9 protein-coding genes are annotated in these 12,774 nt (G+C 58.7%); all 9 read left to right on the top strand.

All coding sequences use genetic code 11. The features are described from left to right. Nucleotides 1-147: 147 nt before the first annotated feature. Nucleotides 148-591 (top strand): RNA polymerase-binding protein DksA, encoded by a 444-nt coding sequence (gene dksA / locus GHO25_RS08565; RefSeq protein ID WP_048373305.1) that lies wholly within the window; start codon nucleotides 148-150, stop codon nucleotides 589-591. Between the two features lie 176 nt (nucleotides 592-767). Then, nucleotides 768-1,664 (top strand): tRNA glutamyl-Q(34) synthetase GluQRS, encoded by an 897-nt coding sequence (gene gluQRS, locus GHO25_RS08560; protein WP_048373303.1) that lies wholly within the window; start codon nucleotides 768-770, stop codon nucleotides 1,662-1,664. A gap of 239 nt (nucleotides 1,665-1,903) precedes the next feature. Then, nucleotides 1,904-4,858: a sensor histidine kinase gene (locus GHO25_RS08550; RefSeq protein ID WP_162208453.1), complete on the top strand. Its 2,955-nt coding sequence runs from the start codon at nucleotides 1,904-1,906 to the stop codon at nucleotides 4,856-4,858. A gap of 22 nt (nucleotides 4,859-4,880) precedes the next feature. After that, nucleotides 4,881-6,320, top strand: coding sequence for a sigma-54 dependent transcriptional regulator (locus GHO25_RS08545; RefSeq protein ID WP_048385642.1), 1,440 nt, complete (start codon nucleotides 4,881-4,883; stop codon nucleotides 6,318-6,320). A gap of 755 nt (nucleotides 6,321-7,075) precedes the next feature. Beyond that, nucleotides 7,076-8,467: a polynucleotide adenylyltransferase PcnB gene (locus tag GHO25_RS08540; RefSeq protein ID WP_048385644.1), complete on the top strand. Its 1,392-nt coding sequence runs from the start codon at nucleotides 7,076-7,078 to the stop codon at nucleotides 8,465-8,467. A gap of 3 nt (nucleotides 8,468-8,470) precedes the next feature. Then, nucleotides 8,471-8,971 (top strand): 2-amino-4-hydroxy-6-hydroxymethyldihydropteridine diphosphokinase, encoded by a 501-nt coding sequence (folK, locus tag GHO25_RS08535; protein ID WP_153390585.1) that lies wholly within the window; start codon nucleotides 8,471-8,473, stop codon nucleotides 8,969-8,971. A 206-nt stretch (nucleotides 8,972-9,177) separates the two neighbouring features. Next, on the top strand, nucleotides 9,178-9,978 hold the full coding sequence (gene panB / locus GHO25_RS08530) for a 3-methyl-2-oxobutanoate hydroxymethyltransferase (protein ID WP_153390583.1): 801 nt from the start codon (nucleotides 9,178-9,180) through the stop codon (nucleotides 9,976-9,978). Continuing rightward, on the top strand, nucleotides 9,975-10,835 hold the full coding sequence (gene panC, locus GHO25_RS08525) for a pantoate--beta-alanine ligase (protein ID WP_048385648.1): 861 nt from the start codon (nucleotides 9,975-9,977) through the stop codon (nucleotides 10,833-10,835). The genes panB and panC overlap by 4 nt, the downstream gene beginning before the upstream one ends. A gap of 267 nt (nucleotides 10,836-11,102) precedes the next feature. Then, nucleotides 11,103-12,767 carry a glucose-6-phosphate isomerase gene (pgi, locus tag GHO25_RS08520; RefSeq protein ID WP_048373288.1) on the top strand — a complete coding sequence of 555 codons (1,665 nt, stop codon included), beginning with the start codon at nucleotides 11,103-11,105 and terminating at the stop codon, nucleotides 12,765-12,767. Nucleotides 12,768-12,774: the final 7 nt, after the last annotated feature.

Raw genomic sequence — 12,774 nt, 5'->3', positions numbered from 1 at the left:
CGATCGCTGACAACAGGCTAGACAACCGGGAGTAGCGCGGCCCGAATTGATCTGGTAAGTTCGCCCGCTTGCAGCCGCAGGGCCGGCAGGTGTCGGTGATGTTGCAATCCTGCGCAATGGATTAGAAGAACAGAGGCGGTCCATTTCATGCCCACACAAGCACAGCAACAGAATACTCAATCGCTTAGCGGCTTCGAGCCCTACGTTGAAAAGCCGGGTGAAGAGTACATGGGCGAGCCTATGCGCAAGCACTTCACCAAGATTCTGCAAAAGTGGAAACAGGACTTGATGCAGGAAGTCGACCGCACCGTTGATCATATGAAAGACGAAGCGGCCAACTTTCCTGACCCAGCTGATCGCGCCAGCCAGGAAGAAGAATTCAGCCTGGAACTGCGAGCCCGCGACCGTGAGCGCAAGCTCATCAAGAAAATTGACAAGACCCTGCAACTGATCGAAGACGAAGAGTACGGTTGGTGCGAGTCTTGCGGCGTCGAAATCGGTATTCGCCGACTCGAAGCCCGCCCGACGGCGGACATGTGCGTAGACTGCAAAACCTTGGCTGAAATCAAGGAAAAACAAGTCGGCAAGTAATCGCCGGCCTGACCAAATGGGGCGTGCGAACGCCCCATTTTTGTTTCTGGATTTACACATTGACGTGGCCCCCTGTGGGAGCGGGCTTGCTCGCGATGCAGACGCCATGACAGGCCTGAATGACCGCGCCGAAACCCTCGCGAGCAAGCCCGCTCCCACAAAAAATGCATGCCCCCATGACAGCCTCTCCAAACCCCTCCTATATCGGGCGCTTCGCCCCGACGCCCAGCGGTCATTTGCACTTCGGCTCGCTGGTGGCCGCCCTCGCCTCGTACCTTGACGCACGCTCCGTAGGCGGGCGCTGGTTGTTGCGTATGGAAGATCTCGACCCACCACGTGAAATGCCCGGCGCTCAAGCCGCCATACTCGACGCTCTACAACGCTATGGGTTTGAGTGGGACGGTGAACTGGTCCGCCAAAGCGAGCGCCATGACGCCTACGCACAGGTTGTGGACCGCTTGTTTAGCCAGGGTCTGGCCTATGCCTGTACCTGCTCGCGCAAACAACTCGAAGGCTATAACGGGATTTACCCCGGGCTGTGCCGTAACGCTGGCCATTCAATGGAAAACGCCGCCATTCGCCTGCGCGTGCCTGAACTTGAATACGCCGTTGAAGACCGCGTACAAGGCACCTTCCGCCAGCATTTGGGCCGTGACGCAGGGGACTTTGTCATCCGCCGCCGCGATGGCCTGTACGCCTACCAACTGGCGGTGGTGCTCGATGATGCCTGGCAAGGGGTCACCGATATCGTGCGCGGCGCCGACCTGCTCGACTCCACACCGCGTCAGCTATACCTACAAGAGTTGCTCGGGTTATCACAGCCTCGCTACCTGCACGTGCCGCTGATCGTTCAACCCGACGGCCACAAGCTGGGCAAATCGTACCGCTCGCCGCCGCTGACACCCGATCAAGCCTCGCCCCTGCTGCTTCGCGCCCTGCGAGCACTGGGCCAGGCTCCGGACGAAAGCCTTGATGGCGCCAGCCCGCGTGAGATCCTCGATTGGGGCATTGCGCACTGGAATGCCGGGCTGATCCCGCGCACGCTCACCCTGGCCGAAGCGCAATTACGCTGACAGCCCTTGCAGGTTGCCAGCCATCCGTTACCATCGCCGCACGTTTTTAGGGCATGCGGCCAGCAAAAGTGAGGGCAGGATGTATATCTATCGATTGGTCCTGTTGCTGGTTGTCGGGATCTACCTGTTTTCCCCCGCCATCATGGATTGGTGGATTGACGCGACGGGGGCCTGGTACAGGCCGTATCTGCTTTGGCTGATTCTGATCGTTGTGACCTTTATTCTTCAGAGCCAAAAAGATGCCGATGAGCTTTAGCCTGACCCAGATGGTGCTGGTCAGCGCCGCGTATTTGCTGGTGCTGTTTGCGGTGGCGTGGATCAGTGAGCGCGGCATGATCCCGCGCGCGATCATCCGCCACCCGCTGACTTACACCTTGTCACTGGGTGTTTACGCCAGCGCCTGGGCGTTCTACGGCACCGTGGGCCTGGCGTACGAATACGGTTACGGCTTTTTATCCAGCTACCTCGGGGTGTCCGGCGCGTTCTTACTGGCGCCCGTGTTGCTCTACCCCATCTTAAAAATCACCCGCACCTACCAGTTATCTTCACTGGCAGACCTTTTTGCGTTTCGCTTTCGCAGTTCATGGGCGGGCGCGCTGACCACGATTTTCATGCTGATCGGCGTGTTACCGCTGCTGGCCCTGCAAATTCAGGCCGTGGCCGACTCCATCAGCATCCTGACCCGAGAACCGGTGCAACACCGCGTAGCCCTGAGTTTCTGCGCGATGATTACCCTGTTCACGATTTTCTTCGGTTCACGGCACATCGCCACGCGTGAGAAGCACGAAGGGCTGGTGTTCGCCATTGCCTTTGAATCGGTGATCAAGCTGGTCGCCATCGGCGGTGTTGGCCTTTATGCGCTGTACGGCGTGTTTGGTGGCCCGCAGCAACTGGAAGTCTGGCTGCTGCAAAACCAGACCGCCCTCGCCGCCCTGCACACCCCGCTGCAAGAAGGCCCTTGGCGCACCTTGCTGCTGGTGTTTTTTGCTTCGGCCATTGTGATGCCGCACATGTATCACATGACCTTCACCGAAAACCTCAACCCGCGCGGGCTAGTCAGCGCCAGCTGGGGTTTGCCCCTGTTCCTGCTGCTGATGAGCCTGGCCGTGCCGCTGATTCTCTGGGCCGGGCTCAAGCTGGGCGTCACCACCAACCCCGAGTACTTCACCCTAGGGATTGGCATCACAGCCAACAGCAAAGCCCTGGCGTTACTGGCCTATGTCGGCGGGCTTTCGGCGTCCAGCGGGTTGATCATCGTCACCACCCTGGCGCTGTCGGGCATGGCGCTCAACCACCTGGTGCTGCCGCTGTATCAACCGCCCGCAGAAGGCAATATCTACCGCTGGCTGAAGTGGACCCGCCGCGCACTGATTGTGGCCATCATCATGGCCGGCTACGGGTTTTACCTGCTGCTGGGCGCCGAGCAAGACCTCGCCAACCTGGGTATCGTCGCCTTTGTCGCCACCTTGCAGTTCCTGCCGGGCGTGCTCTCGGTCCTATACTGGCCAACGGCAAACCGACGCGGCTTTATCGCCGGGCTACTGGCCGGGATCGTGGTGTGGATGGGCAGCATGCTGTTCCCTCTGATCGGTAACTTCCAGGGCTTCTACATCCCGTGGCTCGACATGATCTACGTGCTGGACGATACCAGCTGGCACATGGCAGCCATCGCCTCGCTCGCCGCCAACGTTCTGATGTTCACCCTGATCTCCTTGTTCACCAACGCCAGCCCCGAAGAAGCCAGCGCCGCCGAAGCCTGTGCGGTAGACAACGTGCGTCGCCCGCAACGTCGCGAACTGCATGCCGCCTCCCCGCAAGAATTTGCTACCCAACTGGCCAAACCTCTGGGCGCCAAGGCCGCGCAAAAGGAAGTCGAGCAAGCCTTGCGCGACCTGTACTTGCCCTTCGACGAGCGGCGGCCGTACGCCTTGCGGCGCTTGCGTGACCGGATCGAAGCCAACCTGTCGGGCCTGATGGGCCCCAGCGTTGCCCAAGACATGGTTGAAACCTTTCTGCCTTACAAATCAGGCGGCGAGAACTACGTCACCGAAGACATTCACTTCATCGAAAGTCGGCTTGAGGACTACCACTCGCGCCTGACCGGCCTGGCCGCCGAACTCGATGCCTTGCGCCGCTATCACCGCCAAACGTTGCAAGAGCTGCCCATGGGCGTGTGCTCGCTGGCCAAGGACCAAGAGATCCTGATGTGGAACAAAGCCATGGAAGAACTGACCAGCATTCCCGCCCAGCGGGTGGTCGGTTCACGCCTGAACACCCTGGGCAACCCGTGGCGCGAATTGCTGCAGGGCTTTATCGACCTGCCCGACGAGCACTTGCACAAACAGCATCTGGCCCTCGACGGCCAAACTCGCTGGTTGAACCTGCACAAAGCGGCCATTGATGAACCGCTGGCACCGGGTAACAGTGGCCTGGTGTTACTGGTCGAAGACTTGACCGAAACACAGATGCTCGAAGACAAACTGGTGCACTCCGAGCGGCTGGCCAGCATTGGGCGACTGGCCGCGGGCGTAGCCCATGAAATCGGTAACCCGGTAACCGGCATCGCTTGCCTGGCGCAAAACCTGCGCGAAGAGCGCGAGGACGACGGCGAACTGACCGAAATCAGCAGCCAGATCCTTGAGCAGACCAAGCGCATCTCGCGCATTGTGCAGTCGCTGATGAGTTTCGCCCACGCGGGTAGCCATCAGCACAATGACGAGCCCGTCTGTCTGGCCGAAGTGGCGCAGGATGCCATTGGTCTGCTGGCCTTGAACCGGCGCAACTTTGAGGTGCAGTTTTACAACCTGTGCGACCCCGATCACTGGGTCGACGGTGACCCGCAGCGCTTGGCGCAAGTGTTGATCAACCTGCTCTCAAACGCCCGCGACGCCTCGCCTGCCGGCAGCGCCGTGCGGGTCAAGAGCGAAGCCAGCGAGCACACGGTCGACCTGATCGTTGAAGACGAAGGCAGCGGAATTCCGAAGAACATCATGGACCGATTGTTCGAACCTTTCTTCACCACCAAGGACCCTGGCGAAGGCACCGGCTTGGGCCTTGCACTGGTCTATTCCATCGTTGAAGAGCATTATGGACAAATCACCATCGACAGCCCGGCTGACATTCAGAGCCAACGCGGAACCCGTATTCGGGTGACACTACCGCGTCATGTCGAAGCGACGTCCGCTGTGAACTGAGACCGTCGAGAGAACTGAATCAATGCCGCATATTTTGATCGTCGAAGACGAAACAATCATCCGCTCCGCGTTGCGCCGCCTGTTAGAGCGTAATCAGTACCAGGTCAGCGAAGCTGGCTCGGTACAGGAAGCGCAAGAGCGTTTCAGCATTCCCTCGTTCGACTTGATAGTCAGCGACTTGCGTCTGCCCGGTGCGCCCGGCACCGAGCTGATCAAGCTGGGCCAAGGCAAGCCGGTACTGATCATGACCAGCTACGCCAGCCTGCGCTCAGCCGTCGACTCAATGAAAATGGGCGCGGTTGACTACATCGCCAAGCCGTTTGATCACGACGAAATGCTCCAGGCTGTGGCGCGCATCCTGCGCGATCGGCAAAACAGCCAGACGGTGGCCGCCGCTGACCGCCCGGCCGCCAAGCCCGGTAACACCGACAAAAACACGGTGGACAACAGCAACGGTGAAATCGGCATCATTGGCTCATGCCCACCGATGCTCGACATGTACAGCAAGATCCGCAAAGTCGCGCCCACAGATTCCAATGTGCTGATTCAAGGTGAGTCGGGCACGGGTAAAGAACTGGTTGCCCGCGCCCTGCACAACCTGTCCAAACGCGCCAAGGCCCCGATGATCTCGGTCAACTGTGCGGCCATTCCTGAATCCCTGATCGAATCCGAACTGTTCGGCCACGAAAAAGGCGCGTTTACCGGCGCCAGCGCCGGGCGTGCCGGGCTGGTCGAAGCCGCCGACGGCGGCACACTGTTCCTCGACGAAATCGGTGAGCTGCCCCTGGAAGCCCAGGCGCGCTTGCTGCGCGTGCTGCAAGAAGGCGAGATCCGCCGCGTGGGCTCGGTGCAGTCGCAAAAAGTCGATGTGCGCCTGATCGCTGCGACCCACAGAGACCTCAAGAACCTGGCCAAGGTTGGCCAGTTCCGTGAAGACTTGTACTACCGCTTGCACGTTATCGCGCTCAAATTGCCGCCTTTACGCGAACGCGGCGCTGACGTTATCGAAATCGCCCGCGCTTTCCTCGCCCGTCAAAGCGCCCGTATTGGCCGTACCGACCTCAAGTTCGCCCCTGACGCAGAGCGCGCCATCAGCCATTATTCATGGCCGGGTAACGTTCGCGAGCTGGAGAACGCCGTAGAGCGCGCCGTGATCCTGTGCGAAAGCCCGGAAATCTCGGCCGACCTGCTGGGTATCGACATCGAACTGAGCGACTTGCAAGACGACGATTTTATCGGCCTGGCCCCGCAACAGAGCATCAGCAGCGGTAACACCAGCCTGGACCCGACCGAAGACCTGTCACTGGAAGACTACTTCCAGCACTTCGTTCTGGAGCATCAAGACCACATGACCGAGACCGAACTGGCCCGCAAGCTGGGGGTGAGTCGTAAATGCCTGTGGGAACGTCGCCAACGCCTGGGCATTCCGCGCAGAAAAACCGGTGTCGCCAGCGAAAACTGAAACGGGTAACGCTGCAGGTAACACCTCACACCGAGAGAAAACTGTTACCGCTGATTAATCACGTAACAAAAGCCGGGGTTTACGGTAACGAAACCCCGGCTTTTTTTGGCCTGCCAAAAAGTGAAAAGCCAGAAAACCCCTTATTTTGCTGGCCCGCGCAAAAGTTGGCACGACCCCTGCTATATGTATTCGTACAAGAACAATAAGAATCACAGCAACACACAATAAAAATAAGACGTATCGGCTCACGCATAACAAAAACAACACGGCGGAGGCGCAGCTAACTGATTGTTTTGGAGAGGCGTTGTACATGGGGCTTGCCCCACGGCTAGGCAGAGAACAACAAAAACTGCACTTAAAGCAGAGCCTGAACTAGTTGGATCATTGATCACATCAACACAGCGACCAAAGCAATCCGTTTGCTCTTATCTCTCAATTTGAGAGGGTTACACAGGCTAAAACCTGGTAACCAGGGCACTTAACAAAAACAAAAAGCCCGAAACTCATAATAAAAATAGAGCATGCAACTAATTCTGGGGGAGCTTCGGCTCCCCTTGTGCTTGCTGCGATTCAGAAAAAATCGCTTACCGGCTCTAACTCAAGCCTCTGGTAGCTATTTATAGCGTGCCGTTTGTAGCTTCGCGCGCAAGAGCGGCTCAGCTTCCTACACCATCCCCTGACTAAATGCTAGAATCCCCGCCCATCATGCGGTCATTCTTCGTTTTGGCCGAACATTCCTTCAAACAGTGCATCCCATGCTGAAGAAGCTGTTCCAGTCACTCCGTACTCCCAAGCGTCGCACGCAACAACTGCGTAGCACCCCAGAAGTGCTCAACAGCGGCCAACACTCGCTGCAACGCGCTCAATTCAGCCGTTACGCCGTCAACATCGTCGAACGTCTGCAGAACGCCGGTTATGAGGCCTATCTGGTCGGCGGTTGTGTGCGCGACATGCTGCTCAACATCACGCCAAAAGACTTCGACGTTGCCACCAGCGCCACCCCTGAACAGGTGCGTGCAGAGTTTCGCAATGCGCGGATCATTGGCCGCCGGTTCAAGTTGGTTCACATCCACTTTGGCCGTGAAATCATCGAAGTCGCGACCTTCCGCGCCAACCACCCGCAAAATGACGAAGAGGAAGACAGCAACCAGTCCTCGCGTAACGAAAGCGGGCGCATTTTGCGTGACAACGTTTACGGCACCCTTGAAGAAGACGCCCAGCGTCGTGACTTCACGATCAACGCCCTGTACTACGACCCGGTCAGCGAGCGCATTCTCGATTACGCCAATGGCGTACACGACATCCGCAATCACCTGATTCGCCTCATCGGCGACCCTCAGCAGCGCTACCAGGAAGACCCGGTACGCATGCTGCGTGCGGTGCGCTTCGCGGCCAAGCTCGACTTCGGTATCGAAAAACACACCGCCGCACCGATCCAGGCCCTGGCACCGATGCTGCGCGAGATCCCGTCTGCGCGGTTGTTCGAAGAAGTTCTCAAGCTGTTCCTGTCGGGCAACGCGGCAGACACCTTCGAGATGCTGGTTGACCTGCAGTTGTTCGATCAACTGTTCCCGGCCAGTGCCGAAGCTCTTGAGCACAACCCGACGTACACCCACACCCTGATCAGCGAAGCCTTGCGCAACACTGACCTGCGGATCAAACAAGGCAAACCGGTCACCCCGGCGTTCCTCTTTGCCGCCTTGTTGTGGCCAGCCCTGCCGACACGGGTCATGCAATTGCAAGACCGTGGCATGCCCGCCATCCCGGCCATGCAGGAAGCAGCGCATGACCTGATCGCAGAACAATGCACGCGCATTGCCATCCCCAAGCGTTTCACGCTGCCGATCCGCGAGATCTGGGACATGCAAGAACGCCTGCCGCGCCGCAGTGGCAAACGCGCCGATGCATTACTGGATAACCCGCGCTTCCGTGCCGGCTATGACTTTTTGCTGTTGCGTGAAAGCGCTGGCGAACAGACCCACGGCCTGGGCGAGTGGTGGACCGACTACCAGGACGCCAACGACAGCGGTCGCCGCGAGATGATCCGCGAACTTAGCAATGCCAAGGATGATGGCACCGGCCCTGCCCCGCGCAAACGTCGCCGTACCAGCAGTAGCAAGCGTAAACGTGCAGGCGCAGACGAGTAAGTGATGGAACGTATCTACATCGGCATGGGCAGCAATCTGGCTGAGCCCACAGAGCAATTGCGCAGCGCTGTCCAGGCGCTGGCGCAACTGCCGCAGTCAACTCTGGCCGGTGTTTCGGCGTTCTATCAAAGCGACTCGTTACTGCCCGGCCAGCCGCGCTACACCAATGCTGTGGCGGCCATCGACAGCACCTTGGCACCGCTGGAACTGCTGGATGCCCTGCAAGCCATCGAGCTTGATCAGGGCCGCGAGCGTCACGAACGCTGGGGTCCGCGCACGCTGGATCTGGACATCCTGCTCTTCGGCGATCGCCTGATCGACGAACCTCGCCTTAAAGTCCCGCACTACCATATGCACGCCCGCCCTTTCGTGCTGTACCCGCTGACTGAACTGGCGCCCGCAGCGCTGGTACTCGCTGACGGCCGCCGTCTTGAGCAATTGCTTTCAGACTGCCCATTCGTCGGCCTTGAGCGTATGGCGCCATTCGCTGAAACGAATCAATAACTGCGGTAACACCCACGCGGTAACACCTCTAATTGACTTCCAGTGTCCCCGTCACGACTATAGGCATCCCGCTGCCGTCCATTCGACGGCGCAATGTGAAAAGCAGGCGTTATAAGCACCGTTACTAAAAGGTGTGCCTGCTTCTACGATGAATCACATGCGTGACACGCAGTGGTTATCACACTGCCTGACGAGGATCCTTTTTCATGCCGGCTATTACCCTGACCACCCTGCAAAGCCTTAAGCAAAAAGGTGAAAAAATCACCATGCTGACGTGCTATGACGCCACCTTTTCCCACGTCTGTAATCAGGCGGGTGTGGAAGTGTTACTGGTGGGCGACTCCCTGGGCATGGTTCTGCAAGGGCATGACAGCACTCTGCCAGTTACTACCCGCGACATGGCGTACCACGTGGCCAGCGTCAAACGCGGCAACCAGGACGCACTGATCCTCGCCGACCTGCCCTTCATGGCCAACGCGACCACCGAACAAACCCTGAACAACAGTGCCCAACTGATGCAGGCGGGTGCGCACATGGTCAAAGTGGAAGGTGCCGTGTGGCTTGCCGAGTCGATCCGCTTGCTGGCCGAGCGCGGTATTCCGGTGTGCGCCCACATGGGCCTTACACCGCAAACCGTCAACGTTCTGGGCGGTTATAAAGTCCAGGGCCGCAACGAAAATCAGGCCCGCCAGATGCGCGCCGATGCCATTGCCCTGGAGCAAGCCGGTGCAGCCATGTTGCTGCTCGAATGCGTCCCCAGTGAATTGGCCAAGGAAATCACCCACGCGGTGAAAATCCCGGTGATCGGTATTGGCGCTGGCAGTGACACCGACGGCCAGGTGCTGGTCCTGCACGACATGCTCGGCCTGTCACTGACCGGACGCGTTCCCAAGTTCGTGAAGAACTTCATGACGGGTCAACCCGACATCCAGTCCGCAATCAGCGCTTACGTGGCTGAAGTTAAAGCCGTCAGCTTTCCTGGCACCGAACACGGATTCTCTGCATGAACACAGTCAAAACCGTTCGCGAGTTGCGCGCAGCCGTCGCACGCGCTCGCAGCGAAGGCAAACAAATCGGCCTGGTGCCCACCATGGGCAACCTGCACAGCGGCCATGCGGCTTTGGTCACCACCGCTGCTCAGCAAGCCGATTTCGTGGTGGCGAGCATTTTCGTCAACCCGCTGCAGTTCGGTGCCAATGAAGACCTCGACACCTACCCGCGTACGCTCGCGGCCGACCAGGAAACGCTCCTGCAAGCGGGCTGCAACCTGCTGTTCGCGCCGACCGTAGAAGAAATGTACCCCAACGGCATGACGGGCCTGACCCGCGTGACCGCAGCCCAACTGAGCAATGAACTGTGCGGCAGCCGCCGTCCGGGGCATTTCGACGGCGTCACCACTGTCGTCAGCAAGCTGTTCAATATGGTTCAGCCCGACTTGGCCATTTTTGGCCAAAAGGACTTCCAGCAACTGGCCGTTATCCGCGCCATGGTCCTTGACCTGAACATCCCGGTGCAGATTATTGGCGAGCCGACTGTGCGTGCTGAAGACGGCCTGGCGTTGTCTTCGCGCAATGGCTATTTGACCGAAGAACAGCGCCAGCTCGCGCCAGCGCTGTATCGCCATCTGAACGAAATCGCCCAGGCCATCAAGGCCGGTGAGCGTGATTATGCCGGGCTGGTTCGCCACCACCTGGCGCTGATCGAAGCCAAAGGGTTTCGCCCCGACTACCTGGAGATCCGCCAGGCACAAACTCTGCTGCCAGCCACCGCCGATGATCGCGATCTGGTGATTCTGGTTGCGGCGTTCCTGGGGGCAACACGCCTGATCGACAACATTCACCTGAACCTTGAAGGTTCTTTTTAACAAGCAGATTGCACGGAACAGCAGATCCGCCGCCTAACCCTTCACCTATCACTGAAAACTGTGTAGTACCCGAGTAACATGCTCGTGACAAAAGTTACGCAGCAGTGTCAGACAAAGCCGAGACAGAAGCAGGCGCGAGGTTTACTGTAATCGCCCTGCTTCTGAATGAAGCGCAGAATCAGACCAGCCGAAATCTTGACCTCAGATCGAAGGTTTCGGTGTTTTCAGTGTCCAAAAGGCAGTTCAAGCAAAAGGATATTCGCAGCGATGGCGTACTACCGCACTCCTCACGACGTTACCGCTCTGCCCGCCTGGCAAGCGCTCAAACTTCACCGCGCCGACATGCAACATTTCAGCATGCGCGATGCGTTCAACAGCAACCCCAAGCGCTTTGAGGATTTCACCCTCAGCAGCTGCGGGTTGTTTCTGGATTACTCGAAAAACCTGATCACCGACCAGACCCGCAGCTTGCTGGTCAATCTGGCCAACGAAGCCGATCTTAAAAACGCGATCAAGTCGCTGTTTGAAGGCGACATCGTCAACGCCTCCGAGGGTCGCCCGGCCCTGCACACGGCACTGCGTCGCCCTGTGGCCGACAAACTGTCGGTGAACGGCGTCAACATCATGCCGCAGGTGCACAAAGTCCTGAACCAAATGACCGAGCTGGTCGGCCGGATTCACGACGGTCTGTGGCGTGGTTATACCGAAAAGCCAATCACTGACGTGGTCAACATCGGCATTGGCGGCTCGTTCCTCGGCCCTGAGCTGGTGTCTGAAGCACTGCTGTCCTACGCGCAAAAAGGCGTTCGCTGCCACTATCTGGCGAACATCGACGGCAGCGAGTTCCACGAACTGACCGCAAAACTGCGCGCCGAAACCACGCTGTTTATCGTCTCGTCGAAATCCTTCAACACCCTCGAAACCCTCAAGAACGCTCAAGCAGCGCGGGCCTGGTACTTGGCTCAGGGTGGTTCGGAGGCTGAACTGCATCGCCACTTTATCGCCGTGTCGAGCAATAACGCGGCGGCCGTAGCGTTCGGTATTCGCGAAGAAAACATCTTCCCGATGTGGGACTGGGTAGGCGGTCGTTACTCGCTGTGGTCGGCCATCGGTTTGCCGATTGCACTGGCCATCGGCATGTCCAACTTCAAAGAACTGCTGTCCGGTGCTTACAGCATGGACCAGCACTTCCAGAACGCCCCGTTCGAACAGAACATGCCGGTGCTGATGGCCGCGCTGGGTGTGTGGTACGGCAACTTCTGGGGCGCGCAAAGCCACGCGATCCTGCCGTACGACCACTACCTGCGTAACATCACCAAGCACTTGCAACAGCTGGACATGGAATCCAACGGCAAGAGCGTGCGCCAGGACGGCACACCGGTTTCGACCGACACCGGCCCGGTGATCTGGGGCGGCGTAGGCTGCAACGGTCAGCACGCTTATCACCAGTTGCTGCATCAGGGGACCCTGCTGATTCCGGCCGACTTTATCGTGCCGATTGTCAGCTTCAACCCGGTGTCCGATCACCATCAGTGGTTGTACGCCAACTGCTTGTCGCAAAGCCAGGCGCTGATGCTGGGTAAAACCCGTGCAGAAGCCGAAGCCGAGTTGCGCGACAAGGGCATGAGCGAAGACGAAGTGCAAAAGCTCGCGCCGCACAAGGTCATCCCGGGCAACCGTCCGAGCAATACCTTGGTGGTTGAACGCATCAGCCCGCGCCGTCTGGGTGCGCTGGTGGCGCTGTACGAGCACAAAGTCTTCGTACAAAGCGTTATCTGGGGCATCAACGCGTTCGACCAGTGGGGCGTTGAGCTGGGCAAAGAACTCGGCAAAGGCGTTTACAACCGCCTGACCGGCAACCTCGAAGAGCCAGCTGAAGACGCATCGACCCAAGGTCTGATCAACTACTTCCGCGGCCGTCATCGCGGTTGATTGATAG

This window comes from Pseudomonas sp. FSL R10-1350 (genome assembly GCF_009600525.1).
In the GTDB taxonomy this organism is placed as follows: Bacteria; Pseudomonadota; Gammaproteobacteria; order Pseudomonadales; family Pseudomonadaceae; genus Aquipseudomonas; species Aquipseudomonas helleri.
Note: the sequence above shows the minus strand (reverse complement) of the source record. Positions and strands in the feature narration are given on the sequence as shown.

Bases quoted from the DNA above. Each gene is read 5' to 3' on its own strand.
- GHO25_RS08550 (WP_162208453.1), top strand. From the start codon at position 1,904: ATGCCGATGAGCTTTAGCCTGACCCAGATGGTGCTGGTCAGCGCCGCG.
- panC (WP_048385648.1), top strand. From the start codon at position 9,975: ATGAACACAGTCAAAACCGTTCGCGAGTTGCGCGCAGCCGTCGCACGC.
- folK (WP_153390585.1), top strand. From the start codon at position 8,471: ATGGAACGTATCTACATCGGCATGGGCAGCAATCTGGCTGAGCCCACA.
- GHO25_RS08545 (WP_048385642.1), top strand. From the start codon at position 4,881: ATGCCGCATATTTTGATCGTCGAAGACGAAACAATCATCCGCTCCGCG.
- gluQRS (WP_048373303.1), top strand. From the start codon at position 768: ATGACAGCCTCTCCAAACCCCTCCTATATCGGGCGCTTCGCCCCGACG.
- panB (WP_153390583.1), top strand. From the start codon at position 9,178: ATGCCGGCTATTACCCTGACCACCCTGCAAAGCCTTAAGCAAAAAGGT.
- dksA (WP_048373305.1), top strand. From the start codon at position 148: ATGCCCACACAAGCACAGCAACAGAATACTCAATCGCTTAGCGGCTTC.
- GHO25_RS08540 (WP_048385644.1), top strand. From the start codon at position 7,076: ATGCTGAAGAAGCTGTTCCAGTCACTCCGTACTCCCAAGCGTCGCACG.
- pgi (WP_048373288.1), top strand. From the start codon at position 11,103: ATGGCGTACTACCGCACTCCTCACGACGTTACCGCTCTGCCCGCCTGG.